The 26,687-nt window shown below is 71.3% G+C and carries 22 protein-coding genes and 1 pseudogene; 12 read left to right on the forward strand and 11 right to left on the reverse strand.

What is annotated here, in order from left to right; translation table 11 throughout:
- Window positions 1-328: 328 nt before the first annotated feature.
- On the forward strand, window positions 329-2,032 hold the full coding sequence (locus tag IF28_RS0116895) for a chitinase (protein ID WP_030220461.1): 1,704 nt from the start codon (window positions 329-331) through the stop codon (window positions 2,030-2,032).
- Between the two features lie 141 nt (window positions 2,033-2,173).
- A complete protein-coding gene (locus IF28_RS0116900) occupies window positions 2,174-4,315 on the forward strand; it encodes a serine/threonine-protein kinase (protein ID WP_030220464.1) in 2,142 nt (713 codons plus the stop codon).
- On the opposite strand, the gene IF28_RS0116905 is transcribed toward IF28_RS0116900, so the two are convergent.
- From IF28_RS0116905 to IF28_RS0116930, 6 genes are all read right to left on the reverse strand, one after another.
- Window positions 4,312-5,634 (reverse strand): Nramp family divalent metal transporter, encoded by a 1,323-nt coding sequence (locus IF28_RS0116905; protein ID WP_030220467.1) that lies wholly within the window; start codon window positions 5,632-5,634, stop codon window positions 4,312-4,314. The genes IF28_RS0116900 and IF28_RS0116905 overlap by 4 nt on opposite strands.
- A gap of 67 nt (window positions 5,635-5,701) precedes the next feature.
- Complete coding sequence (locus IF28_RS0116910) at window positions 5,702-6,334, reverse strand: hypothetical protein (RefSeq protein ID WP_030220470.1); 633 nt, start codon at window positions 6,332-6,334, stop codon at window positions 5,702-5,704.
- Window positions 6,335-6,417: 83 nt separating this feature from the next.
- Entirely contained in the window at window positions 6,418-7,905 is a 1,488-nt protein-coding gene (locus tag IF28_RS0116915) for a GntP family permease (protein ID WP_030220473.1), read from the reverse strand.
- 125 nt (window positions 7,906-8,030) lie between these two features.
- A complete protein-coding gene (locus tag IF28_RS0116920) occupies window positions 8,031-8,441 on the reverse strand; it encodes a RidA family protein (protein WP_030220476.1) in 411 nt (136 codons plus the stop codon).
- A complete protein-coding gene (locus IF28_RS0116925; protein WP_030220479.1) occupies window positions 8,438-9,202 on the reverse strand; it encodes an IclR family transcriptional regulator in 765 nt (254 codons plus the stop codon). Before IF28_RS0116925 ends, IF28_RS0116920 begins: the two co-directional genes overlap by 4 nt.
- Complete coding sequence (locus tag IF28_RS0116930) at window positions 9,199-10,263, reverse strand: sugar kinase (protein WP_234325226.1); 1,065 nt, start codon at window positions 10,261-10,263, stop codon at window positions 9,199-9,201. The genes IF28_RS0116925 and IF28_RS0116930 overlap by 4 nt, the downstream gene beginning before the upstream one ends.
- A gap of 158 nt (window positions 10,264-10,421) precedes the next feature.
- Between IF28_RS0116930 and IF28_RS0116935 the strand changes: the two genes are divergently transcribed.
- Window positions 10,422-11,693: an amino acid deaminase gene (locus IF28_RS0116935; RefSeq protein WP_030220488.1), complete on the forward strand. Its 1,272-nt coding sequence runs from the start codon at window positions 10,422-10,424 to the stop codon at window positions 11,691-11,693.
- A gap of 11 nt (window positions 11,694-11,704) precedes the next feature.
- On the forward strand, window positions 11,705-13,315 hold the full coding sequence (locus tag IF28_RS0116940) for an N-acyl-D-amino-acid deacylase family protein (protein ID WP_030220491.1): 1,611 nt from the start codon (window positions 11,705-11,707) through the stop codon (window positions 13,313-13,315).
- A 23-nt stretch (window positions 13,316-13,338) separates the two neighbouring features.
- Here the strand turns inward: IF28_RS0116940 and IF28_RS0116945 are convergent, their stop codons facing one another.
- Complete coding sequence (locus IF28_RS0116945; protein ID WP_030220493.1) at window positions 13,339-14,271, reverse strand: S1 family peptidase; 933 nt, start codon at window positions 14,269-14,271, stop codon at window positions 13,339-13,341.
- A gap of 307 nt (window positions 14,272-14,578) precedes the next feature.
- Here IF28_RS0116945 and IF28_RS0116950 point away from each other — a divergent pair, with 307 nt between their 5' ends.
- Together IF28_RS0116950 and IF28_RS0116955 are read left to right on the forward strand one after the other, a co-directional pair.
- Window positions 14,579-15,790 (forward strand): pyridoxal phosphate-dependent aminotransferase, encoded by a 1,212-nt coding sequence (locus tag IF28_RS0116950; RefSeq protein WP_030220496.1) that lies wholly within the window; start codon window positions 14,579-14,581, stop codon window positions 15,788-15,790.
- Window positions 15,791-15,880: 90 nt separating this feature from the next.
- Entirely contained in the window at window positions 15,881-16,303 is a 423-nt protein-coding gene (locus IF28_RS0116955) for a hypothetical protein (RefSeq protein ID WP_030220499.1), read from the forward strand.
- 178 nt (window positions 16,304-16,481) lie between these two features.
- Here IF28_RS0116955 and IF28_RS39460 read toward each other — a convergent pair whose 3' ends face one another.
- Window positions 16,482-16,658 (reverse strand): hypothetical protein, encoded by a 177-nt coding sequence (locus tag IF28_RS39460; protein ID WP_030220502.1) that lies wholly within the window; start codon window positions 16,656-16,658, stop codon window positions 16,482-16,484.
- Window positions 16,659-16,777: 119 nt separating this feature from the next.
- Here IF28_RS39460 and IF28_RS0116965 point away from each other — a divergent pair, with 119 nt between their 5' ends.
- Window positions 16,778-18,115: an SMI1/KNR4 family protein gene (locus IF28_RS0116965; protein WP_030220505.1), complete on the forward strand. Its 1,338-nt coding sequence runs from the start codon at window positions 16,778-16,780 to the stop codon at window positions 18,113-18,115.
- A 34-nt stretch (window positions 18,116-18,149) separates the two neighbouring features.
- Here the strand turns inward: IF28_RS0116965 and IF28_RS39860 are convergent.
- Both IF28_RS39860 and IF28_RS0116970 read right to left on the reverse strand, forming a co-directional pair.
- Window positions 18,150-18,293: pseudogene (locus IF28_RS39860) on the reverse strand (RNA-guided endonuclease TnpB family protein); the annotation flags it as partial.
- A 135-nt stretch (window positions 18,294-18,428) separates the two neighbouring features.
- The gene (locus IF28_RS0116970) at window positions 18,429-18,938 is read right to left on the reverse strand and encodes a cupin domain-containing protein (RefSeq protein ID WP_030220508.1); all 510 of its coding nucleotides are present in this window, start codon (window positions 18,936-18,938) and stop codon (window positions 18,429-18,431) included.
- Window positions 18,939-19,105: 167 nt separating this feature from the next.
- On the opposite strand from IF28_RS0116970, the gene IF28_RS0116975 reads away from it, so the two are divergent.
- From IF28_RS0116975 to IF28_RS0116995, 5 genes are all read left to right on the forward strand, one after another.
- Window positions 19,106-19,612: a MarR family winged helix-turn-helix transcriptional regulator gene (locus IF28_RS0116975; RefSeq protein ID WP_030220512.1), complete on the forward strand. Its 507-nt coding sequence runs from the start codon at window positions 19,106-19,108 to the stop codon at window positions 19,610-19,612.
- A 580-nt stretch (window positions 19,613-20,192) separates the two neighbouring features.
- On the forward strand, window positions 20,193-21,269 hold the full coding sequence (locus IF28_RS0116980; protein WP_030220515.1) for a substrate-binding domain-containing protein: 1,077 nt from the start codon (window positions 20,193-20,195) through the stop codon (window positions 21,267-21,269).
- Window positions 21,270-21,284: 15 nt separating this feature from the next.
- The gene (locus tag IF28_RS0116985; protein ID WP_030220517.1) at window positions 21,285-22,451 is read left to right on the forward strand and encodes a toxic anion resistance protein; all 1,167 of its coding nucleotides are present in this window, start codon (window positions 21,285-21,287) and stop codon (window positions 22,449-22,451) included.
- A complete protein-coding gene (locus IF28_RS0116990; protein ID WP_030220519.1) occupies window positions 22,448-23,992 on the forward strand; it encodes a substrate-binding and vWA domain-containing protein in 1,545 nt (514 codons plus the stop codon). The genes IF28_RS0116985 and IF28_RS0116990 overlap by 4 nt, the downstream gene beginning before the upstream one ends.
- Window positions 23,979-24,590 (forward strand): hypothetical protein, encoded by a 612-nt coding sequence (locus tag IF28_RS0116995; RefSeq protein ID WP_030220520.1) that lies wholly within the window; start codon window positions 23,979-23,981, stop codon window positions 24,588-24,590. Before IF28_RS0116990 ends, IF28_RS0116995 begins: the two co-directional genes overlap by 14 nt.
- A 217-nt stretch (window positions 24,591-24,807) precedes the next feature.
- Here the strand turns inward: IF28_RS0116995 and IF28_RS0117000 are convergent, their stop codons facing one another.
- Window positions 24,808-26,628 (reverse strand): phosphoenolpyruvate carboxykinase (GTP), encoded by a 1,821-nt coding sequence (locus IF28_RS0117000; protein ID WP_030220522.1) that lies wholly within the window; start codon window positions 26,626-26,628, stop codon window positions 24,808-24,810.
- Between the last annotated feature and the right edge of the window lie 59 nt (window positions 26,629-26,687).

The raw sequence follows: 26,687 nt of genomic DNA on the forward strand, positions 1-26,687 counted from the left end.
TTCACTGCGTGACTACCTCAGCACTGTATCCGCGGGTCCGTGACCGGAGAACAGCGATTGAGTAGCCGAACGGCAACCGTCGATGCACAAGGTGCGCCAAAACGGGGCAGGTTGAGCATCTCGCCGGTCTCGATCAAGCCTCACGGGTGGAGGTCCTGTGCACTGCCTTGACGTCGGGCGGTGCCGTCGGGTCGGTTCACTGGTCGATTTTGGTCTGGACCTATTGACATCTGGATTGGTCTGGACCACCTTGTGCTGCACACGGTGGCCACCGTCGCTCGCTCGCATCTCCCCTCTCCCCCACCCTTCTCCCCCACCGGAGGCCTCAGTGAACCGCCCATCAGGAACACCCGGCCGAGGCAGACGCCTGTGGGCCGGAGCCGTCGTCTCCGCTCTCGCCCTCACCTTCGCCGGAGCCGGCCAGGCGTCCGCGGCGGACGTCAACAACGCGAGGAACGCCGGGTTCGAGGCGGGCCTCGGCAACTGGACCTGTTCGGCGAACAGCGGCACGACCGTCTCCTCCCCCGTGCACGCCGGCGCGGCCGCGCTGAAGGCCACGCCCGCCGGGCAGGACAACGCCCGCTGCAGCCAGACCGTCGCCGTGAAGCCCAACTCCACGTACCAGCTGAGCGGGTGGGTGCAGGGCGGCTACACCTACCTGGGCGTGACCGGCACCGGTACGACGGACGTGTCCACCTGGACCCCGGACTCCGGCGGCTGGAAGCAGCTGTCCACCGGCTTCAGCACCGGCTCCTCCACCACCTCGGTGACGGTGTACACCCACGGCTGGTACGGCCAGGCCGCCTACTACGCCGACGACATCTCGGTGTTCGGCCCCGACGGGGGCGGCGGCGGCGACCCCGAGCCGACGATCCCGGCCACCCCGGGCGGACTGACCGTCGCCGGCACGACCTCCTCCTCGGTGTCGCTCGCCTGGAACGCGGTGTCGGGAGCGACCGGTTACACCGTCTACCGCGACGGCACCAGGGTGACGGCCGTATCGGGCACGTCGGCCACCGTGACCGGGCTCGCGGCCTCGACGTCGTACTCCTTCCAGGTCGCCGCCACCAACACGAAGGGCGAGTCGCCGAAGTCGACGGCGGTGTCGGCCCGTACCAAGGAGAGCGGCGGGAACAACGGCGGTGACCTGCCCAGGCACGCGGTGACCGGCTACTGGCAGAACTTCAACAACGGCGCCGCCGTACAGAAGATCTCCGACGTGCCGGCCGCGTACGACATCATCGCGGTCGCCTTCGCCGACGCCACCGGCACTCCGGGCGCCGTCACCTTCAACCTGGACTCGGCGGGCCTGAACGGCTACACGGTCGACCGGTTCAAGGCGGACGTCCGGGCCAAGCAGGCCGCGGGCAAGAAGGTCATCATCTCGGTCGGCGGCGAGAAGGGCACCGTCTCGGTGAACGACTCCACGTCCGCGAACAACTTCGCGAACTCGGTGTACTCCGTGATGCAGGAGTACGGCTTCGACGGCGTCGACATCGACCTGGAGAACGGTCTCAACCCGACCTACATGACGCAGGCGCTGCGGTCGCTGTCCGCCAAGGCCGGCCCGTCGATGATCCTCACCATGGCCCCGCAGACCATCGACATGCAGTCCACGTCCGGCTCGTACTTCCGTACCGCGCTGAACGTGAAGGACATCCTCACCGTCGTCAACATGCAGTACTACAACAGCGGTTCGATGCTGGGCTGCGACGGCAAGGTCTACAGCCAGGGCTCGGTGGACTTCCTCACCGCGCTCGCCTGCATCCAGCTGGAGGGCGGCCTCGACGCCTCCCAGGTCGGGCTGGGTCTGCCCGCCTCGACGCGGGGCGCGGGCAGCGGCTACGTCTCCCCGTCGGTGGTGAACAACGCCCTGGACTGCCTCACCAAGGGCACCGGCTGCGGCACCTTCAAGCCGTCGCGGACCTACCCGTCGCTGCGCGGCGCGATGACCTGGTCCACGAACTGGGACGCCACGGCCGGCAACGCGTGGTCGAACGCGGTGGGCCCGCACGTGCACGCCCTGCCGTGACCGGCGGCCGCCCCCGCCCCACGGCCGCGTGGGGCGGGGGCGGTGCCCCCTGCTGGAGAGCGCAGGTCACGAGCGGGATACAGAAGTAACCGATGCGTAGGGAGCCCTCGCACGGAGTGCCCGCTGTGCGAGGATCGGCCCGTGGATGAGCTGAGACCCGACGACCCGTCACGTATCGGCCCCTACCGGCTTCTTGCCCGCCTCGGCGCGGGCGGCATGGGCGAGGTCTATCTGGCCCGCTCGGCCGGCGGCCGCACCCTCGCCGTGAAACTCGTCCGCTCCGAACTCGCGTCGGAGCCGGAGTTCCGCAGGCGCTTCGCCCAGGAGATCGCGTCCGCGCGGCGCGTCGGCGGCGAGTGGACCGCGCCCGTGCTGGACGCGGACACCGACGCCGAGTCGCCGTGGGTCGCCACCGGCTACGTACCGGGCCCCTCGCTGCACGAGGTGATCGCCGAACGGCCCGAGCCGCTGCCCGAGCGGTCGGTGCGCATCCTCGGCAACCGGCTCGCCCAGGCGCTCACCGCCATCCACGAGGCCGGCCTCGTCCACCGGGATCTCAAGCCCGCGAACATCCTGGTGACCATCGACGGGCCGCGCGTCATCGACTTCGGCATCGCCCGCGCCCTCGACGCGGTGACCGCCGACGGCAAGCTGACCCGCACCGGCGCGGTGATCGGCTCGCCCGGCTACATGTCCCCCGAGCAGGTCCGCGGCGAGCCCCTCACCGCGGCCAGCGACGTCTTCTCGCTCGGCTCCGTGCTGGCCTTCGCGGCGACCCGGCGCCAGCCGTTCAGCTCGTCGGACAGCGGGATGCACGCGGTGATGTACCGGATCGCGCAGGAGCCGCCGGACCTGTCCGGTCTGCCCGAGGGCCTCTCCGAGCTCGTACGCGACTGTCTGGCCAAGGACCCCGCCGCCCGGCCGACCCCGGCGCAGCTCGTGGAGCGTACGGCGGCGGACGCCGCGGACGCGGACACCGTGCCGTGGCTGCCGGCCGGCCTGACGGCGGAACTCGGCCGCAGGGCCGCACGGTTGCTGGACTCGGAGGCACCGGCCACCCGCGCCGTACCCCCGCCCCCCGCCGGGCCGCCGACGGTGCCGCCGATGCCCTCGGGCGGACCGCCCGCGCCCGCCGCACCGCCGCTGCCGTCGACGGCGCCGCCCTCGGCACCGCCCGCCACTCCGCCCGCGACCCCGCCGCTGCCGGTGAGCGCGCCGGTCACCCCGGAGCCGGAACCGGAACCGGAACCGGCGGCCGTGCACCCCGACCCTCCCGCCCTCGACCCCTCGCCCACACCCGCGCCGACACCGGTGGCGCCGCCCCTCGGCGTGTTCGGGGACCCGGTGCCCGTCCCCGCCCCGGCACGCCCCAGGCGGACCCGGCTGATCGTCGGCTCCGCCGTCCTGGCCGTCGCGCTGCTGGCCGGCGGCGTCACGTACGCCGCCATGAACCTGGGCGGCGACAAGGACGACGGCAAGAACACCAGCTCGGGGAGGACGGGCGGCTCCGAACAGCCCGACGACGGCACGGAAGAAGCCGCCCAGCCGGAGGAGGAAAACTCCTCTCCCCCCGGCACCGCCCCCTCCGCCACCATCGAGGGCGCGATCGCCGACGCCTATCTGGGCACCTGGCAGGGCGAGGGCAAGGACTCCGACGGCAACACCCTCTCGCTGCGCCGCATCACGATCACCCAGGGCGTCGAGGGCGAGGACGTCGCCACGACGTTCAACTCCTTCGACGACGTGCTGTGCACCGGCGCGGCCGAACTGGTCTCGTTCGACAACCTGATGGTGGTGGAGTCCCGCGCGGTCTCCAGCATCCCCGAGGACTCCTGCACCGACGGCGGCGAACAGACCCTGCGGCTGCGTGACGACGGCTCGCTCATCTGGACCAACGACGAACGCGGCGAGACCGCGATCCTGAAGCGGACCGAACTGTCCGGCACCCCCGTCCCGGCCGAGTTCCTCGGCACCTGGGAACGCGAGGCCTCCGAACCCGGCGAGAGCATGTCCCTCGTACTGGAGCAGGCGGCGCACGGCGAGGTGGTGGCCACCTGGACCGGTGACGGACCGGCGTACCACTGCGAGTGGGAGAGCGTGCTGGTGGACGCCACCAGCACGGGCGTACGGCTCGGCCCGTCGGTCGTCACGGCCGCGGAACCGAAGGACCAGTGCGAGAGCGGCAACACCGAGACGCTGCGGCTCAAGAGCACGGACCAGCTGACCGTGACGACACTCGGCGGCGAGGAGGAGCCCCCGGTGGCCTACCGGCGCGCGGACTAGAAGAACTCCGACCAGGGCTGGTCCCAGATCTGCTTGACGCACAGGACCAGGAACAGCAGGGCCGCGACGGCGAGCATGGTGTTGCTGAGCGGCCCGTTGCGCCATTCGCGGGGCGTACGGGCCGAGTTGAGCAGCCACATCAGGGTGAGCGCCAGGAACGGCATGAACGCGGCACCCAGCACGCCGTAGATGATGATCAGGCGGAAGGGCTCGTCCTGGAAGAGCAGGACGATGGGCGGGAAGGTGAGCCAGAGCAGGTAGGCGCGGAAGGCCCAGGAGCGTTCGCGGCGGCCGGAGGCCAGCTCGTCGCCGCGTGCCTGCCGCTCGCCCCGCTGCCGGGCGAGGAAGTCGGCGAACATCAGGCTCACACCGTGCCAGACGCCGATCAGGGAGGTGAAGGACGTGGCGAAGAAGCCGATCAGGAACAGTTTGCCGGTCGCCGTGCCGTACTGCTCCTCCAGGACGTCACCGAGCTGGATCAGACCCTTGTCGCCGCCCGCGATGGCGATGTTCGCGGAGTGCAGCAGTTCGGCGCCGACGAAGAGCATGGCGACGACGAAGATGCCGGTCGTCGCGTAGGCGACCCGGTTGTCCAGGCGCATGACCTTCATCCAGCCGGAGTTGGTCCAGCCCTTCGCGTTGACCCAGTAGCCGTACGCGGCCAGCGTGATGGTGCCGCCGACGCCGCCGATCAGGCCGAGGGTGTTGAGGACCGAGTCCTTCTCGTCCGGGAGGACCGGGAGCAGGCCGGCGAAGGCGTCGCCGAGGTTGGGGGTGACCCGGATCGCGAGATACACGGTCACGACGAACATGACGCCCACCAGGACGGTCATGACCTTCTCGAACACGTTGTACTTGTTGAACCAGACGAAGACCAGGCCGACGAGGCCGCAGGCGATGCCCCACCATTCGAGGTCCATCACGCCCGGGAACAGCGCCTGGAGCGGCAGCCCGCTCGACGACATCGCCGCGGCGCCGTAGACGAAGCCCCAGATGACCGCGTAGACCGCGAAGAACCAGGTCGTCCAGCGGCCGAGGCTCGCCCAGCCGTCGAAGACCGTGCGCCCGGTGGACAGATGCCACCGGCCGCACGCCTCCGCGAGGGAGATCTTCACCAGACAGCCGATGACCGCGGCCCACAGCAGGGTGTAGCCGAAGTTGCTGCCCGCGATGAGGGTGGCGACGAGATCGCCGGCGCCGACACCGGTCGCGGCGACGACGATGCCGGGACCGATGTGACGCCAACTGGACTTACGGGGTGCCGCGTCGGCCCCGACCGGTACGCCTGCGCCTGTGGTGTTGCCCGTGGTGTCCGCCATGGAGGTCAAGAAAGCGGATGACCGCCGGTCGGACAAGAGGGCGTGCGGGGATCTTCACGCCATGCACCTACTCGGTGGCGGTTTTCCCGTCGCCCTCGGCGTTCTTGTCCTCGGCGTTCTTGTCCTCGGCGCCCTTGTCCTCGGCGTCCGGCGTCTCGTCGTCCGTGGCCTCGTCGTCCGCGGCGTCCTTCGCGTCCCCGTCCGCGTCGTCCTTCGCGTCCGGCGTCTCGCCGTCCTCGAAGTACACGTCCAGGACCGCGTCCAGGGCGGTGTCCCACTCCGCGAAACTGCCGCGCGACGGGGCCTCGACCTCGATGGGGTACCAGCGGCTGTCGGGGGTGTGCACGGTGACCGTGTACCGCTTGCCGAAGCGGGCGGTCTCCGTCTCCACGGCCCCGATCTCGTCCCACCGGAACTCGCACTCCTGGTCGTCCAGACTCAGTCGTACGCCCCGGTGGTCGGCGACGATCCTGGCGCGACGGTCGGACGCCTCGAAGACCGGCCCGTCGGGCACGGCCTCCGCTTCCGGCTCGGCCTCCGGAGCCGCCTCCTCGGGAGCCGTGTCCTCCGGCTCCGTATCCGTCGCCGCCTTCGCGTCCTCCTTCCGGCCGGACGCGGGCGAGGTGAGCCCGGGGATGAATGCCGGGTCGAACCCGGCGCCTTCCAGGGGCTGGCTGCTCGAACCTATGCGCTGCTCCACACCGCAGGAGTATGGTCGATAAACCTGTGCCGGACACAGCCAGCCCCAACTTCGTTATCGGACGCCTACACGGACGACACGGCTCACACGACGAGGCTGAGCGCCGCCGCCACCACGAACCCGGCCACCGACAGGACGCTCTCCAGCACCGTCCACGTCTTCAGGGTGTCCCGCTCGCTGATGCCGAAGTACTTGGCGACCATCCAGAAGCCGCCGTCGTTGACGTGCGAGGCGAAGATCGAGCCCGCCGAGATGGCCATGATGACCAGGGCGACGAACGCCTGGGAGTGGTCGCCCTCGGCGAGCAGCGGAGCCACGATGCCCGCGGTCGTCACGATCGCCACCGTCGCCGAGCCCTGCGCGACGCGCAGCACCACGGAGATCAGGTAGGAGAGGACGATCACCGGGAGGCCGACGTCGTTGAAGGTGTCGGAGAGGGCCTGGGCGACGCCGCTGGCCTTGAGGACGGCGCCGAAGACACCGCCGGCGCCGACCACCAGCAGGATGTTGCCGACGGGCTTCAGCGAGGACGTGGAGACGGTCTCCAGGGACTTGCGGGACCAGCCGCGCCGGATGCCCAGCAGGTAGTAGGCGAGGAACAGGGCGAGGGTGAGGGCCACGAAGGGGTGGCCGAAGAACTCGATGACCGAGCGGAGGGTGGAGGGGTCCAGCGCGATCGAGGAGAAGGTGGCCGCGAGGATCAGGACGAGCGGCGTACCGATGATGCCGAGGACCGTGCCGAGCGGCACCGGCGCCTCGCGCGGCTCGACCCCGGAGGCGCGCTGTTCGGCGACGACGGCGTCCTTGGCCTCCTGCGCGGCCTCGACCATGTCCTGCGGTACGGGCACGAAGATGCGCTTGCCGATCCAGGCGGCGTAGACCCAGGCGGCGGCGACGGCCGGCAGACCGCAGACGACGCCCATGAGGATGACCCAGCCCAGGTCGACGTGGAGCAGTCCGGCGGCGGCCACCGGGCCCGGGTGCGGGGGCAGGAAGGCGTGGGTGACGGAGAGACCGGCGAGGAGGGGCAGGCAGTAGAGCAGGATCGACTTGCCGGAGCGCTTCGCGGCCGCGTACACGATCGGCGCGAGGACGAAGATGCCGACGTCGAAGAAGACCGGGATACCGAAGATCAGACCGGTGAGCCCCATCGCGAGCGGGGCCCGCTTCTCACCGAACAGGCCGAGCAGCCGGCCCGCCAGCACCTCGGCGCCGCCGCTGACTTCGAGGATCGCGCCGAGCATCGTGCCGAGGCCGATGATGATCGCGACATGGCCGAGGATGCCGCCCATCCCGGACTCGATGGTGGACACCGCGTCCGACCGCTGGACCGTGCCGAAGAGTTCGGTGACCGACAGGCCGGCCATCAGGCCGACGGCTATGGACACGGCGAGCAGCGCGACGAACGGCTGCAGCCGCACCTTGATGATCAGGAAGAGGAGCAGCGCGATACCGATGGCGGCGACGGTCAGCAGGCCCGCCGTGCCGTCGAGGAGGAGGAGCAGCCCTCCGGTGTGCGGTGGTGTCTCCGCGGGTGCGGAGGCGGCGAGCGGGAGGAGCGGATGGGACATTCGGGGGTCCTCTGGGTAAGGGCATGGAACTTTCGGGCAGGGGGGATCGCGGCACGGCGTCCCAGGGGTGCGGGAGGCCGTGCCGTGATGTCGTGCGGCGGTGGAGAGGTGGAGCGCGGCGCGGGTCAGCCGAGGACGGCGAGCGCGTCGATCTCGATGAGGAGCCCGGCGGGAAGACCGACGTAGACGGTGGTGCGCGCGGCGGGCGGCTGGGTGAGGCCCTGCTCCTCGAAGTAGGTGTTGTAGAGGTCGTTCATCTCCGCGAAGTGGTCGACGTCGGTGAGGTAGACGCGGATCATCATCACGTCGTCCCAGCTCGCGCCGCCCTCTTCGAGGATCGCCTTGACGTTGGCGAGGGTCTGGAGGGTCTGCTCGCGCAGGGCGGGGCCGGCCGGCGTGGGCGCCTTGCCCTCCTCGGCGGGCAGGAAGCCGACCTGGCCGGCGACCTGGAGGATGTTGCCCTTGCGGACACCGTGGGAGAACTTCGCGGGCGGGGTGGTGTGGGTGGCGGGGGTGAGCGCGGTCTTGTCGGTCATACGGAGCTTTCCTTCACTGGGGTTCTGCCGGAGTACTCGCCGCTGATCGCGTCCGCCGTACGGCGCACCAGCGGGAGCAGGGTGAGGAGTTCGTCGGCGGTGACGACGACGTTCGGCGCGGAGACCGACATCGCGGCGACGACTCGGCCGTCGGCGCCGCGGATCGGGGCGGCGACGCAGTTGATGGACTCCTCGTGGCCGCCGAGGTCGGTGGCCCAGCCCTGTTCGCGCACCTTGGCCAGTTCCTGGAGGAACGCGGTGGCGTGCGGTGTCGAACGGGCCGTGTACATGGGGTAGTCGAGCTTCTCCGCGAGGGCGCGGCGCTCGTGCTCGGGAAGGTCGGCGAGGAGGAGTTTGGCCACGCCCGCGACGGTGATGGCGACCGGTTTGCCGATACGGGAGTACATCCGGACCGGGTAGCGGCTCTCGACCTTGTCGATGTAGAGGACCTCGTTCTCCTCGTACACGGCGAGGTGGACGGTGTGTCCGATCTTCTCGTTGAGGCGTACGAGGTGGGCGTGGGCGATCTCGCGGACGTCGAGGTTCTCCATCGCCTCCTGGGCGAGGGCGAAGAGGCGGGCGCCGAGGCGGTAGCGCTGGTCGGACTGGCGGTAGACCAGGCCGTGTTCGTGGAGGGTGCGCAGAAGGCGGAGGGCGGTGGATTTGTGCACGCCGAGGCGGTCGGCGACCTGGCCGAGATCGGCGGGGCCCTCCGCGAGCAACGGGAGGATGCTCAGGGCTCGGTCTACGGTCTGGCTCATGGGGTGCGTGCCTCCTCAATGTCCCGGCCCATGGTGTCCGTCCATCCGGGGCCGAGTCGCAGTCTCCCCCACGCGGTGTCGTCCAAGGCGACGAGACGGTCGGCGAGGGCGCGGGTGGGGGGTGCGGCGAGGTCGCCGGGGGCGGTGAGGCTGGCTGCCGCCATGAGGTGGCCATGCCTCAGTCGGTCCCGGGCGGGGAGGCCCCGGAGGGTTGCGGAGAGGAAGCCTGCGGCGAAGGCGTCGCCGGCGCCGGTTGTCGCGACTACGTCGACTTTCAGCGCCGGCGCGGTGGTGGCCGGGCGCAGGGATGTTGCGCGGCCCGGCGATTGCGGGGTGCCGCCGCGCCCACCCGTGCCGCCCCAGGCGGCACGACTGCCCGCGGCTCGGCCCAGGGACACGGCCCCGCGGCCCCCCTGCTTCACCACCAGGATTCCCGGTTCCGGGAGGGCTTCGCGGATGGCGGTGGGGCCGCCTGTGATGCCCCAGGCCTCCTCTGCCTCGTCCTCGCCGACGAAGACGATGTCCGCGCCACGTGCCAGGTCCAGGAGGATCTCCGGGCCGTGGGTGTCGCGCCACAGGGCCGGGCGGTAGTTCACGTCGAAGGAGATCAGAGGGCGGGTGGGGTGGGGGGCGGTCAGTTCCCGGATCAGGGTCAGGCAGTCGGCGGAGAGTGCCGGTGTGATGCCTGACAGGTGCAGAACGCGGCCCCCGCGTACCGCCTCCAGGTCCAGGTTCGTGGCCGTCATCGCGGAGGCCGCCGAGCCCGCCCGGTAGTAGGCGACCTCGTGGGAGTCGGTGGAGCGGTCGCCGGCCGTGCGGAAGTAGACGCCGGTCGGGCGGGCCGGGTCGCGGCGGACGTACGACACGTCGACGCCGTACGACCCGATCGCCTCGACGAGATGGTCGCCGAACGCGTCGGCGCCGACCCGGCTGACCCAGCGGGCGCTGTGGCCGGCCGCCGCGAGCACGCACGCCACGTTCGACTCCGCGCCGCCGATGCCCCGGTCGAAGGACGGGACGTCGGCGAGGCGCCCCGGCCGGGAGGGCAGGAACGTCACCATGGACTCGCCGAGTGCGACAACGTCCACGGCGCGGCTCCTTCTCTTCAGCGACTGCCGCGGTGTCCGTTGACCCCGCGTGGCCGAGATGTTAGACAGCGGTGAGCGATATACGCAATGAGTGTTGCACAGTTTGCAACACGCCTGATCAGGAGGTTCTGATGGTCCTCGACGCTCTGGCCCGCCTCACCGAGGAACGTGTGGATCACCGTTTCAAGGGCCTCCCGCCGGACGCCGGGGGCCTGACCGTCGGGGAGCTGGCCGCGCAGCGCCGCAACCTCTTCACGGGCGGCTTCACCACCCCCGTGCTCGCGCTCTCCGCCGAGCGCCTGGAGCACAACCTGCGGCTGATGGAGACGTACGCGGCCCGGCACGGCCTCGCCTTCGCGCCGCACGGCAAGACGTCCATGGCCCCGCAGCTCTTCCGGCGGCAGATCGAGCACGGGGCGTGGGGCATCACCCTGGCGGTTCCGCATCAGGTGCGGGTGGCGCGGGCGTTCGGGGTACAGCGGATCTTCCTCGCCAACGAGCTGGTGGACGAGGCGGCCCTGCGCTGGATCGCCGCCGAGCTGGACGCCGACCCCGGCTTCCGCTTCATCTGCTACGTCGACTCCGTACGCGGCGTCGAGCTGATGGACGCGGCCCTGACCGGGGCGGGGGCCTCCCGCCCGGTGGACGTCGTCGTGGAGCTCGCCGCCGGTGAGGGCGCGCGGACCGGGGCGCGGACGGAGGACGCGTGCGCCGCCGTCGCCGACGCCGTGGCCGGTGCGCGCGGGCTGCGGCTGGCCGGGGTCGCCGGGTACGAGGGCGAGGTGCCGCGGGCGGACCCGGAGCGGGTGCACGCCTGGCTGCGGCGGCTGGTGTCCCTCGCGGCGGACTTCGACAAGGCGGGGCGGTTCGCGGGGCTCGACGAGATCGTGCTGAGCGCGGGCGGCAGTGCCTGGTTCGACGCGGTGGCCGATGTCTTCGCCGAGGTCCCCGAACTCTCCTCCCCCGTGCTGAAGCTGCTGCGCTCGGGGGCGTACGTCTCGCACGACGACGGCCACTACCGCGAGCTGACGCCCTTCAACCGGGTCCCGGAGGAGGGCGCGCTGGAGCCGGCGTTCCGGCTGTGGACGCAGGTGGTGTCCCGGCCGTCCGACGAGCAGGCGTTCACCAACGCCGGCAAGCGGGACGCGGCCTACGACCTCGATCTGCCGTTCGCCCAGGTGGTGCGCCGGGACGGGAGCGAGCGCCCGGCCACCGGGATCTCGGTGACCGGACTGTCCGACCAGCACGCGTGGCTGCGGACCACCGGGGAGGCCGAACTTGAGGTGGGAGACTGGGTGGGACTCGGTCTGTCCCACCCGTGCACGTCGTTCGACAAGTGGGAACTCATCCCGCTCGCCGAGGCGGACGGCACGGTGGTCGACTACATCCGTACGTTCTTCTAGGAGGCCGGCGCATGGAAGAGCTCGTCATCCGGGACGCGGACGTCGTGGACGGCTCCGGCGACCACGCCTACCGCGCGGACGTGGTGGTGGACGGCGGTCGCATCGTCTCCATCGTGAAGGAGGCGGCGGACGCGGGCTGTCAGCGCCCGAAGGCCCGCCGCGAACTGGACGCCGAGGGGCTGGTGCTGGCCCCCGGCTTCATCGACATGCACGCCCACAGCGATCTGGCGCTGCTGCGCGACCCCGACCACAGCGCCAAGGCCGCGCAGGGTGTCACCCTCGAGGTCCTGGGCCAGGACGGGCTGTCGTACGCCCCGGTCGACGACCGCACGCTGGGCGAGGTGCGCCGGGCGATCGCCGGGTGGAACGGCTCCGGGGACGACATCGACTTCGACTGGCGGTCGGTGGGCGAGTATCTGGACCGGCTGGACCGGGGTATCGCCGTCAACGCGGCGTATCTGATCCCGCAGGGCACGGTCCGCGCGCTCGCCGTCGGCTGGGAGGACCGCGAGGCCACGCCCGAAGAGCTGGACCGGATGCGGCGGTTGGTCGCGGAGGGCATGGAACAGGGCGCGGTCGGCATGTCGTCGGGACTGACGTACACGCCCGGCATGTACGCCAAGGACGCCGAACTCACCGAACTGTGCCGGGTGGTGGCGTCGTACGGCGGCTACTACTGCCCGCACCACCGCTCCTACGGCGCCGGCGCGCTGGAGGCGTACGAGGAGATGGTGGCGCTGACCCGGGAGGCGGGCTGTCCGCTGCACCTGGCGCACGCCACCATGAACTTCGGGGTGAACAAGGGCCGGGCGCCCGAGCTGCTGGCCCTTCTCGACGACGCGCTCGACTCCGGGGCCGACATCACCCTCGACACCTACCCGTACACCCCCGGCTGCACCACCCTCGTGGCGCTGCTGCCGAGCTGGGCGAGCGAGGGCGGTCCCGAGGAGATCCTGCGGCGGCTCGCGGACGACGCGACGGCCGAGCGGATCCGGCACCATCTGGAGGTCACCGGCTCGGACGGCTGCCACGGTGTACCCGTGGAGTGGGAGACCATCGAGATCTCGGGTGTCGGCGATCCGGCGCTGGACGAGTACGTGGGCCGTACGGTCCTGGAGTCGGCGCGGACGCGCGGTGAGCCGCCGTGGGTGGTGGCCCGGGAGCTGCTGCTGAAGGACAGGCTCGCCCCGACGATCCTCCAGCACGTCGGCCACGAGGAGAACGTACGGGCGATCATGCGGCACCGGGTGCACACCGGAGGCTCGGACGGCATCCTCCAGGGCGCCAAGCCGCATCCGCGTGCGTACGGCACCTTCCCGCACTATCTCGGTCACTACGTCCGGGAGTTGGGGGTGCTGTCGCTGGAGGAGTGCGTCGCGCGTCTGACCTCGCGGCCGGCCGCGCGGCTGCGGCTGGCGGACCGGGGACTGATCCGCGAGGGCTACAGGGCGGACCTGGTGCTGTTCGACCCGGGGACGGTGGCCGCGGGGTCGACCTTCGACGAGCCGCGGACGCTGCCGACGGGCATCCCGCATGTGCTGGTCGACGGGCGGTTCGTGATCGAGGACGGACGGCGCACGGACGTGCTCGCGGGCCGGGCGGTCCGCAGGACTCCCCGCTGACCGCCCGGACCCCTTACGGCGTGCTACGGCTTGGGGATCACGCAGCCGCTCGCGCTCAGGTCGAGCTTGTTGTCGACGCCGAAGCAGGCGGGGAACAGATACGTCTGCTGGGCGTAGTTGATGCCCTGGCGGACCGTGACCTGCCCGTTCTCGTCGACCTCGCACGGGTTGTTGACGGTGCAGCGCTCGCCGTCCTCGTTGCCGGTGTTGTTGACGGCGACCACCTGGCCGGTGGCGCCGTCGACGACCGGTGAGCCGGAGGTGCCGCCGATGGTGTTGCAGGCGGAGGTGTAACGGACCGAGTCCTTCCAGGTCCAGTTCCCCTCCTTCATGCGGTACGCGAAGCCGTCGACGGAGCAGTTGTAGATCCGCTTCCAGTAGCCGGACACCACGCTGATGGCCGTACCGGCCGCCGGGCGGGTGCCGCTCAGCTTCAGCGCGTCGATGCCGTACGCGCTCTTGATCTGCGCGTACGTCGTGCCGAGCCGGTAGATCGCGGCGTCCGTGTCGGTCATGGTCGCGTAGACGAGCCGGTCGGCGCGCAGGGTGGCGACCCTGGAGCCGGAGGCGTTCAGCAGCCCGAAGGTGCGGCTGGACGCCCGGTCGACGAGGACCTGGCCCGGCGCGGGGAAGCCGCTCTCCAGGCAGTGGCCGTTGGTGAGGACGAGCGCCGGGTCGTCGTCCGCCGAGCCGGGCATGCGGACGACGGAGCCGGAGCAGTTGCTGAGCGAGACGGTGCCGGCGAAGTTCACCGCGCTCTCCCTGGGGGCGGTGAGTGCGGACAGGGCGTCCGCCGCGGTCCCGGCCACGCCGTCGACGACATCCGTCAGCGTGGCCGGGGCCGTGTCCGTGGTCGTGTCCGCGCCCGTGGGGGTTGGCGCGGAAGCGACCGCGGGGGTCGCGCCGGCCCCGGCGAAGGCCAGGGCGCAGAGCGCGACGACGAGAGGTTTTCTCATGGGGGTCCCCTCTAGCGGCGTCGGGGGGCCGGAATGCCTCCGGTCCCCCGACGTACGAGTTGTCATGCGCATTGTCGGCATGCGGACGACAGGGGGACAAGGCTTTGTTTCCGACCGGTAACCCGAGCCCTCAGGTTCGCCCGAGCCTGCGGAGAAAGAGGGTGGTGGGGAGGGGAGGGACGGTGTGGACGTGATGAAGGCGCACGGCACCGCGTACGGCCGTCACCGACATAACCACCCGAATCGACACGTCTCACGTGGCGGAAAACACGGCCCGGAGTGCCATACCGGGCCGTAAGCTCCCAGCATGCAGGTGATCCAGTCGACCAAGCTCGCCAACGTCTGTTACGAGATCAGGGGCCCCGTGCTCGAGGAGGCGATGCGGCTGGAAGCGGCCGGTCACCGCATCCTCAAGCTGAACACCGGCAACCCGGCGGCGTTCGGCTTCGAGTGCCCGCCCGAGATCCTCGAGGACATACTGCGCAACGTGTCGACGGCGCACGGCTACGGAGACGCGAAGGGCCTCCTCGCCGCACGCCGGGCGGTCGTCATGCACAACCAGACCCTCGGCATCGAGACCGACGTCGAGAACGTCTTCATCGGCAACGGCGTCTCCGAGCTGATCGTGATGGCGATGCAGGGCCTGCTGGACGACGGCGACGAGGTCCTCGTGCCCGCGCCCGACTACCCGCTGTGGACGGCGGCCGTCTCGCTCTCCGGCGGTACGGCGGTGCACTACCGCTGCGACGAGCAGTCCGACTGGATGCCGGACCTCGCCGACGTGGAGCGCAAGGTCACCGACCGCACCAAGGCGATCGTCATCATCAACCCGAACAACCCGACCGGCGCCGTCTACGACGAGGCGGTCATCAAGGGCCTGACGGACATCGCCCGCCGCCACAACCTGCTGGTCTGCTCCGACGAGATCTACGACAAGATCCTCTACGACGACGCGAAGCACATCCCGACCGCGTCCGTCGCCCCCGATCTGCTCACCCTCACCTTCAACGGCATGTCGAAGGCGTACCGGGTGGCCGGCTACCGGGTGGGCTGGATGGCGATCTCGGGGCCGCGCGCCCACGCCGACTCCTACATCGAGGGCCTCACCGTCCTGGCGAACATGCGCCTGTGCGCGAACATGCCGGGCCAGCACGGTGTGGTCGCCGCGCTCAGCGGCCGCCAGACGATCAACGAACTCGTCCTCCCGGGCGGGCGGCTGCGCGAGCAGCGGGACACGGCGTACGAGCTGCTGACCCAGATCCCGGGGGTGAGCTGTGTGAAGCCGAAGGGCGCGCTGTATCTGTTCCCACGCCTCGACCCGGACGTCTTCAAGATCAAGGACGACCGGCGGATGGTGCTGGACCTGCTGCGCCGCGAGAAGATCATGGTCGTGCAGGGCACCGGCTTCAACTGGCCGGAGCCGGACCACTTCCGGGTCGTGACGCTCCCGTCGGTCACCGATCTGCGGGACGCGGTCGGCCGGATCGCCCGCTTCCTGGACGGCTACAGCCAGCCCTGAGACTGTGCGGGGCGACGATTCTACGAACGACTCAACTTTAGACAGGTTCTAAGCTAAGATGGTTTCCTGTTGCATCACAGGAGGCCATCCATGTACGAACCGATCCGTGCCAAGTCGGTCCACAGCACGATGGCCGGCTCCCCCGACGACTTCCCCCGCCGGTCCCGCGAGGAGGAGCTGGACATCCAGCTCGCGGGTCATCTCGGCGCGCTGCTCGCCGCCACCGACGAGCTGCGCGTGGCGGCACCCTCGGCCGATCTGGACACCGCGGCCGAGCGGCTCGCCGAGGAGATCACCCGGCTGCGGGGAGGACGTACGCCGGCCCGCGCGTCGGCGACCACGAAGGGCCGCGCGCCGAACGCGGCGGCCCTGCACCGGCGGGCCCACGCGCTCGCCGGCCGCGCCCTGGTCGTCGCCGCCTCCCGTGCCGACACGGCGGCGGCGATCCTGTCCGCCGAGCGGATGGACGCGCACACCGCGGCGCTGAAGCCGCGCCCGCTGACGTCCCACTGAGCCCACCCGGGCTCCCCCCGACGGCCCCGGCCCGCGCGCACCCGCAGCGACGCGCGGGCCGGGCGCCACGCCTCCCCGGGCCCGCCCGGCTTTTTCGACCCGGCCCGAGCCCCGGGCTCCCCGGGGCGACGGGGGGAGGGTGGACGCAGCAGCGCCCGGCGAGCACCGGCGGTGCTGCTCAGCCGAGGAGCACCGTGAAGAGCACGAACGCCAGCAGCACCGCCAGGACGATCACCCATACGGGCCAGGTCCCGCGGGAGTCGGGGTCCTCCGGGCCGCCGCCGCGCGGGCGGTCCTCCTCCAGGTACGGGTGCTCCGGCCGGTCACGCGAGTAGAAGTCGTCGCCGTCTGCCATGGCGCATCCCTCCTTCCCCAGGGTCCCCGGGTACCCACCCCGCGCGGGCCGCACGCGGTGTCAGTGGCCGCTCCTAGGATCGCCTCGCCGGCAATGACCCGACCGAGCGGAGAGCACCGTTGTCCTCGATACACGACCTCGCGACCTGGGAGCCGCTGCTGCGGCTGGTACGGGACGCCCAGGCGGAGCGGCTCGCCGCGCCCGGCGGCCACTTCACGGGCCAGATCGGGCTCGGCGGTTTCACCCTGCCCGCGCCGCAGCACCACCCGGCGGCCGGCATACGGGACCAGATCACCGCCGTGGAAGGAGTGCAGGCCGCCCTCCGGGACGCCGGCGTGGACAACGTGTCGTACGTGGTCGAGACGGCCCCGGACGGCAGGACACGGCTCCATGTCATCGACTCGGGGCCCGCCGTGGAGCACGGCGTCACGAGCCCGTTCATAGGATCCCTGATCCTGGTCGAAGGCGCCGTACCCGAACCCTGGCGGCGGCTGCCCGAGCCGGTGCCGGCCGCCGTGCCGGCCCCCTCGGCGGACCCGGCGCTGCTGGAGCGGACGCTCCGCGAGCGGCTGCCCGACGCGATCGGCGCCACCGACGAGGAGATCGCCGGAGCGGAGGCCCGCCTCGGGGTGCCGCTCCCCGAAGAACTCAAGGCGCTCTACCGCGTCACCCGCGCGCGGTGGCAGGACTGGAGCGGCGACTACGCGGCGCGGGAGCGCGTCAGCGACGCCGTCGGCTGTGAGCTCTTCCCCCTGGACGGGCTGTACATCGCCGACGCCCGCTCCCGTCCCGCTCCCTGGCGGTTCGCCGCGACGGACGCCGCCGTCACGGCCCCGGACGCCGCCGTACAGGGCCTCGTCGGCTCACCCGGCTGGATCGCCTTCGGCGACAACGGCGGCGGCGACCGGCTGGCCGTCGACCTGACACCGGGCCCGGCCGGGCACACCGGGCAGGTCGTCGTGATCGACCACGAGCAGACCATCGGCGCCGGACTGCGCGCCGACTCCCTCACCAGGATGGTGCTCGACCGCCCCAGCGGCTGGCACCGGGACCCCGACGGGGACGTCCCGCCGGTGGTGGCCGGCGTGAACATCGGCGACCCGGGCGGTGTGGAGGCCGCCGCCCGCCCCGAGCTGGAGGTGCTCCGCGTCGGCGGAAGGCAGGGCACGCCGGTCGGCCTCGCCCCGCTCGCCGGACTCCCCCGGCTGCGCACCCTCACCGCCGACGCGGGCACGCTGGCCGACCCCCTCGAGATCACGGGGCTGACGGGTCTGGAGTACCTGAGCCTCGCCCCCGAGGACTGGCGCACCCTGCTCGACGCGCACGCCGTCCCCCGGAACCTGCTGGCGGCCGGCATCGAGCTCAGGGGCGAGCAGCCCCCGTTCCCGGTCCTCGACCTCGCCGACGAACTCCTCGCCCTCCGGAACCGCCCGCTGATCACCCGGACCGTCCTTTGACATCCTCCCCTCCCTGGGGGAGGGGATTCCTGGCTCAGGCTGCCTCCGGGAGCAGCGCCCCCGGAGGTCTTACGCCCTCAGCACCAGCCGGGTCGAGACCAGCCCGGACGAGCATCACGCGGGCGGAGTTCTTGTCCCGGGGGGACACGGCTCCGCACGCGGTGCAGGTGTAGGTACGTACGCCGCCGCGGCAGACGCCGAATCGCCCTGACGGCGATTCGGGCTTTCCCTGCCCTGCTCCGCAGGAGTCCGATTCCTCCCCGGCCTGAAGGCCTGGGCATCCTCGGAGGAACCCCGTGAAGCGGGCCGCCGGTCAGGCGGATTCCTCCAGGGCGGCACGCCACGCCGGGCTGTCGACGTAGTGGTTGTCGAAGCGCTCCGACGACTCCGCGATCTCCTTCGGGTCGGCCTCGCCCCGCATCACCCGGCCGAGCAGGCGCAGGTAGTCGAACCTGCCCATGCCGGGGGTGAAGACGAACAGGACGTCCGCCTCACACCCCGGGGCGGCCCCGAAGGCGTGCGGAGTGTGGGGCGGGACCGCGAGGAAGTCGCCTTCCTCCAGCACGGTGACCTCCTCGCCCACCAGCACCCGCAGGGATCCGCTGATCACGAGGAACAGCTCTGTCGCCCGGGTGTGGAAGTGGGCCGGCGCCCCCGTGGCGCCCTTCGCGAAGGTGGACCGGTAGCTCGTGAACCCCTCCGCGTCGGCGAGAAGGGTCATCACACTGCTCGGGTCGGAACAGGTCTCGGCGTCCGCACGCCGGGTCAAGAGCGCCGCGGACGGCGTGGTGGCCGCGGACAGGGTGGGTGTCTTCTCACTCATGGTCGTCTCCCGGAGTAGTCCCGAGGGCGATTCCGAGCTCGCGCATCGGGGACGCCCTCATCTCTCAACCTTGATAATCTCAACGTTAAGATAAAACCCCTGCGAACGCCTCGACGTCAAGTCTCTTAACGTTGAGAAGAAGTCGCCGACGGAGAGGAACGAGGGACATGAGCGACGTCGTGGACGCGATCACCGGCCAGTGGGCGAAGGAACGCCCCGATGTGGTGAAGGACCTCTGGCCGGTGGAACTCCTTGCCCGGATCCAGCGGCTGGCCCGGCTGACCGACAAGTCCGCCAAGGCCACGGCCGCCGCACACGGGCTGGAGCACGGCGAGTTCGACGTGCTCACCACATTGCAGCGCTCCGGGCCCCCCTACGCCCTCACCGCCGGGACCCTGCTCAAGGCGTCCATGGTCACCTCCGGAGCGATCACCAACCGCATCGACAGGATGGAGGCGAAGGGCCTCGTCGAGCGGGTGCGCGACAGCGGTGACCGGCGCACCGTCAGGATCCGCCTCACCCGGCACGGACACGAGGTCACCCGGGCCGCCTTCGCCGACCATCTGGCCGACTACGCGCGCCTGCTCGCCGGAGTGGACCGGGGCGTGGTCGAGAGCACCGCCGAGGTTCTCCGGCGACTACTGGAGGACCTCGGCGACACGGCCGCCGACTGACCGCCGGGCGACCCTGAACAGTTGCAGGTTCCGCCCGCCGCCGGGCCCTGCGAGCCCATAGGGGGACCTGTGCGACCGCACATCATGAAGCGCACCGCCGTCAGCATCGTCGCCGCGGCGGGCATCGCCGCCGGAAGCCTCGCCGGCGCGACCGTCAGCACCGCGGCGCCCGACACGTCCGTGCGGCAGGCGGCGGTGACCGGCGAGGCCGGCACGCTGGCGGTGTACGACTTCGGCCTCAGCAACAGCCAGGCCGAGGGGATCCAGCGCCGGCCGGCGGCCCGCTGGGACTACAACGACCTGATCGACGGCGACCTCGGATCCAACGGCCGGAAGGCCTTCCAGCGGCACCTCACGGCGGACTGGGGCTACGGGGACTCGGTCGACGGCATCCCCGGAAAGAACACGATCAAGGCGTTCCAGCGCAAGCTGAGCCGGCCGGCCCACGGGCGCGGGACATCACCTGTCCCGCGCCCGTCGGCCGGAGTGGCCGGTTCCCGTTGCGTACCGGTATCACGCGGACACCGGCCGTTCATCCGGACCGCCGGGGAACGTTGGATTCCGCAGGGATGCTCCGGGCGTGAGACGGATTATGGGAATCGTCCTCGCGGTCCTGCTGATCGGTGGCGTGGTGGCCGCCGTCGTCGCGGGCCGGGACAACGGGGAACCGGGCACGGCAACGAGGACCGTGCGCATGGTGATCGGGTCGGAGAAGGCCGAATTCTTCGCCGACCCCGACGTGGTGAAGGCCCTCGCCGCCAAGGGCTACACCGTCGAGGCGGAGACCTCCGGGTCCTGGGCCATGGAAGGCCTGGACCTCCAGGGGTACGACCTCGCCTTCCCGTCCAGCCGGGCGCCCGCCGACGAGCTGGCCGAGAAGCACGGGGTACGCGGGATCCTGCCGCGCCCGTTCTACTCGCCCCTCGTCGTCGTGTCCCGGCGCGGCGCCGCCGAGGTGCTGGCCGCCAACAAGCTGGCCGTGCTCGACGGGAAGAACCCGGGCACGCTGAGGATGGCCGCCTACCTCGACGCGGCCGGGCGCGACCGCACCTGGCAGCAGCTCGAGGGCGCCGACGCGTACGGGGAGCTCACCGGCACGTTGTACATCTCCAGCACCGACCCGGAGAGTTCCAACTCCGGCGCCCTGTATCTGGCCGCCGCCTCCTATGTCGCCAACCGCGGCAAGGTGGTCGCGAGCGACACCGAGATCGAGCGCACCGCTCCCCTGCTGCGCAAGCTGGTCGGCGTCCAGGGCGCCCAGCAGTCCAGTACGGACGCGGCGTTCCGGGACTTCGTCAGCGGGGCCGGCAACCCGCTCGTCCTGGTCTACGAGTCCCAGGTGGCCGCCCTCCTCGACGAGCAGCAGAACGCGGACGATCTCGTCGTCCTCTACCCGGACACCACGGTCAACAGTGACCACACGGTCGTCCCGCTCACCGACGCGGGCCGGGAGGTCGCCGAGCTCCTCGGCGCCGACCCGGCCTTGCGCAAGCTGGCCGTACGGCACGGCTTCCGCCCGCAGGGCGACGTCGCCGAGTTCGCGGCGGCCGCCGTGGGCCGTACCGCCTATCTCAAGCAGCGACTGACCGGCGTCCGCCAGGCGCCCGTGCCCACCTCCACGGTGCTGCACGAGCTGGCGCGACGGGCGCGCGGATAAGGGGGAACGCACCGGATGAACACCACCGACGGGGACTTCGTCCTCACACCGCCCGAGGCCGTCGCCGCCGTGCCCCGGGAGAAGGCGGGCGGGCTCGTACCCGTCGACGACGGCGTTCGCGCCGACATGGCGGCCAAGGCGGCCGCGTACGTCGAGGGGCTGGCCGCCCTGGACGCCCGCTCCCCCGAGTTCGCCGGCAAGGTCGGCGAGATCACCTCGCTGGGCGGCGGTGAGATGCGGACCGCCACAGCGCAGTCCAACCGCATGCTGGAGCGCACGCTCCGCAGCCTGCCCGGCAAGGGCGGGGACGCCCAGTCCCAGGTGGCGGGGTCGCTCGTCGAACTGCGGCGCGTGGTGGAGGACCTGGACCCGCGCGACCTGCCCGCGAGCAAGGGACGCACGTTCCTCTCCCGGCTGCCCGGCGGCAACAGACTGCGCGACCACATTGCCAAGTACGCCTCGGCACAGGGCACTCTGAACCGGATCGTGGGCGCGCTGCGCGGCGGCCAGGACGAACTGCGGCGTGACAACGCGGCGTTGCAGACGGAGCGGGTCCGGCTGTGGGAGACCATGGGCAAGCTCCAGGAGTACGTCGTCCTCACGGAGGCCCTGGACACGGCCGTGGAGCGGCACATCGGGGCCGCCGATCCCTCGGAGGCCGACTCGCTGCGCGCCGACGTCCTCTTCCCCGTCCGGCAGAAGCACCAGGACCTTCTCACCCAGCTCGCCGTGTGCGCGCAGGGCTACCTCGCCATGGACGTCGTACGACGCAACAACGACGAGCTGATCAAGGGCGTGGACCGGGCGGCCACGACGACCGTGTCGGCGCTGCGGATCTCCGTGATGCTGGCGTCCGCGCTGGACAACCAGAAGAAGGTGGTCGAGCAGGTCGACGCGCTGCGCGGCACCACCGAGGACCTGATCCGGGGCAACGCGGAGATGCTGGCGACGCAGAGCGGCGAGATCCAGCGCATCGCCGCCGACCCGGCGGTCGGGGCGGAGACGCTGCGGTCGGCGTTCCAGCAGATCTACCGCACGCTCGACGCCATCGACACCTACAAGGCGCAGGCGACGGAGGCGATGGCGGTGACGGTGGAGAACCTGACCTCCGAACTGCAGCACGCGAGCTCCTACTTGGAACGCAGCCGGTCGCGGGGCGCGCTGGAAGGGGGCCTCGGATGAGACGGCACATCCCGGCCGCACTGCTCGCCGCCGCCGCGCTGCTGACCGGCTGCACGTCGGACTCGGACAGCCGTGAGGAGACGGACCCCGGAGCCGCCGAGCCGGGCACGCTCCGGATCCTGGCCTCCAGCGAGCTCAGCGATATGACACCGGTCCTGGAACGGGTCGAGAAGGACACCGGCGTGAGGGTCCGGCCGACCTGGATCGGCACGCTCGACGCCGTGGACATGCTGGCCACGGGGAGGACGGACGGCCGGTACGACGCCGTGTGGCTGTCGTCCAACGACTATCTGCGGCTGCGCCCGGAGGCCGCGGACAAGGTCGTCTCGGAGACACCCGTGATGACGAGCCCCGTCGCCCTCGGCGTCCGCACGGCCACCGTGCGACGGCTGGGCTGGAAGCCGGAGGAGGTCACCTGGTCCGCGATCGAGCGGGCCGTGCGGGACGGCGGGCTCACCTACGGCATGACCGACCCGACCCGCTCCAACTCCGGCTTCTCCACACTGATCTCCGTCGCCTCCGCGCTCTCCGGGGCACAGTCCGCGCTCACCGACGCGGACGTGACCGAGGCGACGCCCCGGCTGAAGGACTTCTTCAGGGGGCAGAAGCTGACATCGGGTTCGTCGGGCTGGCTGGCCGGCGCGTACGACCGGCGCGGCGACGTGGACGCGATCCTCAACTACGAGTCCGTCCTCGAGCAGATCAAGGGCCTGACCGTGATCCGCCCGAAGGACGGGGTGGTGACCGCCGACTATCCGCTGACCTCCCTGGCCTCGACGGACACGGACACCCGCGAGGACGTGCGCCGGGTGACCGAGGCGCTGCGCTCGGACGCCGTCCAGCGGCTGATCACCGACCGCACCCTGCGCCGCCCGGTCGTCGCCTCGGTGACACCCGCGGCCGGACTCGACACGAGCCGCCGACGCGAACTGCCGTTCCCCGGCAGCCGTTCCGTCGCCGACGGGCTGCTCGACGCGTACGAGAACCAGCTGCGCCGCCCCTCCCGCACGGTGTACGTCCTCGACACCTCCGGCTCGATGGAGGGCGACCGGATCGCCCGGCTGAAGCAGGCCCTCACCGGCCTCACCAGCGACTTCCGCGACCGGGAGGAGGTCACGCTGATGCCGTTCGGGACGGCGGTGAAGAGCGTGCGCACCCATGTCGTCGGCCCCGCCGACCCGGAGCGGGGGCTCGCCGCGATCCGCCGGGACACCGCGGCGCTGCGCGCGGAGGGCGAGACCGCGATCTACTCGTCGCTGGAGAAGGCGTACGGCCATCTCGGCGGCGGGCAGGACACGTTCACGTCGATCGTGCTGATGACGGACGGCGAGAACACGGCGGGCGTCAAGGCCGGCGACTTCGACTCCTTCTACCGGACGCTGTCCCGCGAGCGGCAGGACATCCCCGTCTTCCCCATCCTCTTCGGCGACTCCGACCGCTCCGAACTGGAGCACATCGCCCAGCTGACCGGCGGCCGCCTCTTCGACGCGCGGAAGGGGTCGCTGGACGGGGCGTTCGAGGAGATCCGTGGCTATCAGTAGATACCTGGAGTCCCGCAAGAACATCGCGGGCGGCGTGTGCGGGCTCGCCGGTCTCGTGCTGACCTTCACCGGGGTGGCGGGCCCGTACTGGCCGGTCGTGGTCGTCGGCCTGTACGGCGCGGGCGCGCTGATCGCCCCACCGGAACGCCCCGCCCTGCCGGACTTCCCCGACCCGTCGGCCCAGCTGGACGAACTGCGCGCCGACTACGCGACGTTGCGCGGCTATCTGACGGAGGTGGACCTGTCCCCGGCGGCCGGGGCCCGCCTCACCGAACTGACGGATCTGCTCACCGCCCTGCTGGACCCCGGCTGGGCCACCGAACTCCTCGCCGAGGACCCGGAGGGCCTGCACACCCTGTCCCGGACGGTACGGCAGGACCTCCCCGAGGCCGTGGACAGCTACGTACGAGCACGCTGGTGGACCCGTCTCACACCGAACCAGGAGCCCCCGGAGCGGCACCTGGAACGCCAGTTGGTCCTGCTGCGCCGGGAATCGGAGAACCTGGCGGCGGTCCTGCGCGACACGGAGTCCCGCCGTCAGGAGACCCACACCCGGTACCTGGAGGAGCGGGGCGGGGCGGACGGGCCCGGCGCCTGACGTGGACGGCGGCGCGCGGCGTGCGCGGAGATGGGCGAGGGCCCGCCGCCGGTCCCTTCGCCGGGGCGGGCAAAGGGAGTGGCGGCGGGCCCCATGACACCGCACGCCGTTGTGCGGGTCTCGCCGGTGTGTTCCGCGGCCGGCCGTGGCGTGACGATCGCTGGTCAGGGCATCCTCAAACCGAGAAACCGACCGGCCGCGGGGTCTGTGGCGGGCCTCAGCCCAGGCGCCGCACCAGCGCCCGGTACTCGTCCCACAGTTCCTCGGGCGTGTGCGCACCGAAGGTGTTGAGGTGGTCGGGGACCAGGGCGGCCTCCTCGCGCCAGACGTCCTTGTCGACGCTGAGCAGGAAGTCCAGGTCGGCGTCGGAGAGGTCCAGACCGGCGGTGTCCAGCGCGGCCTTGGCCGGGAGCACGCCGATCGGGGTCTCGACACCCTCCGCCTCGCCGTTCAGGCGCTCCACGATCCACTTCAGGACGCGGGAGTTCTCACCGAAGCCGGGCCAGACGAACGTGCCGTCCTCGTTCTTGCGGAACCAGTTGACGTAGTAGATCTTGGGCAGCTTCGACTGGTCCTTGCCCTTGGCCACGTCGACCCAGTGCGCCATGTAGTCGCCCATGTTGTAGCCGCAGAAGGGCAGCATGGCGAACGGGTCGCGGCGCAGCTCGCCGACCCTGCCCTCGGCGGCGGCGGTCTTCTCGGAGGCCACGTTGGCGCCGAGGAAGACACCGTGGTTCCAGTCGAAGGACTCGGTGACCAGCGGTACGGCGCTGGCCCGGCGGCCGCCGAAGAGGATCGCGGAGATCGGCACGCCCTTGGGGTCCTCCCACTCCGGCGCGATGATCGGGCACTGCGCGGCGGGGGTGGTGAAGCGGGCGTTGGGGTGCGCGGCGGGCGTGGTGGACTCGGGAGTCCAGTCGTTGCCCTTCCAGTCGGTGAGGTGGGCCGGGGTCTCCTCGGTCATGCCCTCCCACCACACGTCGTTGTCGTCGGTGAGGGCGACGTTGGTGAAGACGGAGTTGCCCCACAGGGTCTTCATCGCGTTGGCGTTGGTGTGCTCGCCGGTGCCGGGGGCGACGCCGAAGAAGCCGGCCTCCGGGTTGATGGCGTACAGGCGGCCGTCCTCGCCGAAGCGCATCCAGGCGATGTCGTCGCCGATCGTCTCGACCGTCCAGCCGGAGATCGTGGGCTCCAGCATGGCGAGGTTGGTCTTGCCGCAGGCCGACGGGAAGGCGGCGGCGACGTACTTGGACTCACCGGTGGGGGGCGTGAGCTTCAGGATGAGCATGTGCTCGGCCAGCCAGCCCTCGTCGCGGGCCATGACGGACGCGATGCGCAGGGCGTAGCACTTCTTGCCGAGCAGGGCGTTGCCGCCGTAGCCGGAGCCGTAGGACCAGATCTCGCGGTCCTCGGGGAAGTGCGAGATGTACTTCGTGCTGTTGCAGGGCCAGGGGACGTCCTCCTGGCCGGGCTCCAGCGGGGCGCCGACCGAGTGCACGGCCTTGACGAAGAAGCCGTCGTCGCCGAGCTCGTCCAGGACGGGCTGTCCCATACGGGTCATGGTGCGCATGGAGACGGCGACGTACGCGGAGTCGGTGATCTCGACGCCGATGGCGGACAGCGGAGAGCCGAGCGGGCCCATGCAGAAGGGCACGACGTACAGGGTGCGGCCCTTCATCGAGCCGCGGAAGACGCCCTGCTCGCCCCGGAAGACGTCCCGCATCTCGGCGGGGGCCTTCCAGTGGTTCGTGGGGCCGGCGTCCTCCTCCTTCTCGGAGCAGATGAAGGTCCGGTCCTCGACGCGGGCGACGTCGGTGGGGTCGGAGGCCGCGTAGTAGGAGTTCGGGCGCTTGATCGGGTCCAGCTTCCGGAAGGTGCCCTTGGCGACGAGCTCCCCGCACAGGCGCTCGTACTCGGCCTCCGAGCCGTCGCACCAGACCACCCGGTCCGGCTGCGTCAGGTCTGCGATCTCGTCGACCCAGGAGATCAGTCCCTGGTGGGTGGTGGGGACGCCGGGTTCCGCGATGTCGCGCGCCACGATTGCTCCTAAATGAGGGTTTTTTGTTGGGAGGCCCCGTGGGGGCTGCGACCCGGATG

Source organism: Streptomyces sp. NRRL WC-3626 (assembly GCF_000718785.1).
Lineage (GTDB): Bacteria > Actinomycetota > Actinomycetes > Streptomycetales > Streptomycetaceae > Streptomyces > Streptomyces edwardsiae.

Excerpts from the sequence above, each read along its gene's own strand:
- IF28_RS0116955 (WP_030220499.1), top strand. The coding sequence starts at position 15,881 with ATGTACGAACCGATCCGTGCCAAGTCGGTCCACAGCACGATGGCCGGC.
- IF28_RS0116985 (WP_030220517.1), top strand. The coding sequence starts at position 21,285 with ATGAACACCACCGACGGGGACTTCGTCCTCACACCGCCCGAGGCCGTC.
- IF28_RS0116990 (WP_030220519.1), top strand. The coding sequence starts at position 22,448 with ATGAGACGGCACATCCCGGCCGCACTGCTCGCCGCCGCCGCGCTGCTG.
- IF28_RS0116915 (WP_030220473.1), bottom strand. The coding sequence starts at position 7,905 with ATGTCCCATCCGCTCCTCCCGCTCGCCGCCTCCGCACCCGCGGAGACA.
- IF28_RS0116935 (WP_030220488.1), top strand. The coding sequence starts at position 10,422 with ATGGTCCTCGACGCTCTGGCCCGCCTCACCGAGGAACGTGTGGATCAC.
- IF28_RS0116920 (WP_030220476.1), bottom strand. The coding sequence starts at position 8,441 with ATGACCGACAAGACCGCGCTCACCCCCGCCACCCACACCACCCCGCCC.
- IF28_RS0116975 (WP_030220512.1), top strand. The coding sequence starts at position 19,106 with ATGAGCGACGTCGTGGACGCGATCACCGGCCAGTGGGCGAAGGAACGC.
- IF28_RS0116940 (WP_030220491.1), top strand. The coding sequence starts at position 11,705 with ATGGAAGAGCTCGTCATCCGGGACGCGGACGTCGTGGACGGCTCCGGC.
- IF28_RS0116905 (WP_030220467.1), bottom strand. The coding sequence starts at position 5,634 with ATGGCGGACACCACGGGCAACACCACAGGCGCAGGCGTACCGGTCGGG.
- IF28_RS0116970 (WP_030220508.1), bottom strand. The coding sequence starts at position 18,938 with ATGAGTGAGAAGACACCCACCCTGTCCGCGGCCACCACGCCGTCCGCG.
- IF28_RS0116930 (WP_234325226.1), bottom strand. The coding sequence starts at position 10,263 with ATGGTGACGTTCCTGCCCTCCCGGCCGGGGCGCCTCGCCGACGTCCCG.
- IF28_RS39460 (WP_030220502.1), bottom strand. The coding sequence starts at position 16,658 with ATGGCAGACGGCGACGACTTCTACTCGCGTGACCGGCCGGAGCACCCG.
- IF28_RS0116950 (WP_030220496.1), top strand. The coding sequence starts at position 14,579 with ATGCAGGTGATCCAGTCGACCAAGCTCGCCAACGTCTGTTACGAGATC.
- IF28_RS0116925 (WP_030220479.1), bottom strand. The coding sequence starts at position 9,202 with ATGAGCCAGACCGTAGACCGAGCCCTGAGCATCCTCCCGTTGCTCGCG.
- IF28_RS0116945 (WP_030220493.1), bottom strand. The coding sequence starts at position 14,271 with ATGAGAAAACCTCTCGTCGTCGCGCTCTGCGCCCTGGCCTTCGCCGGG.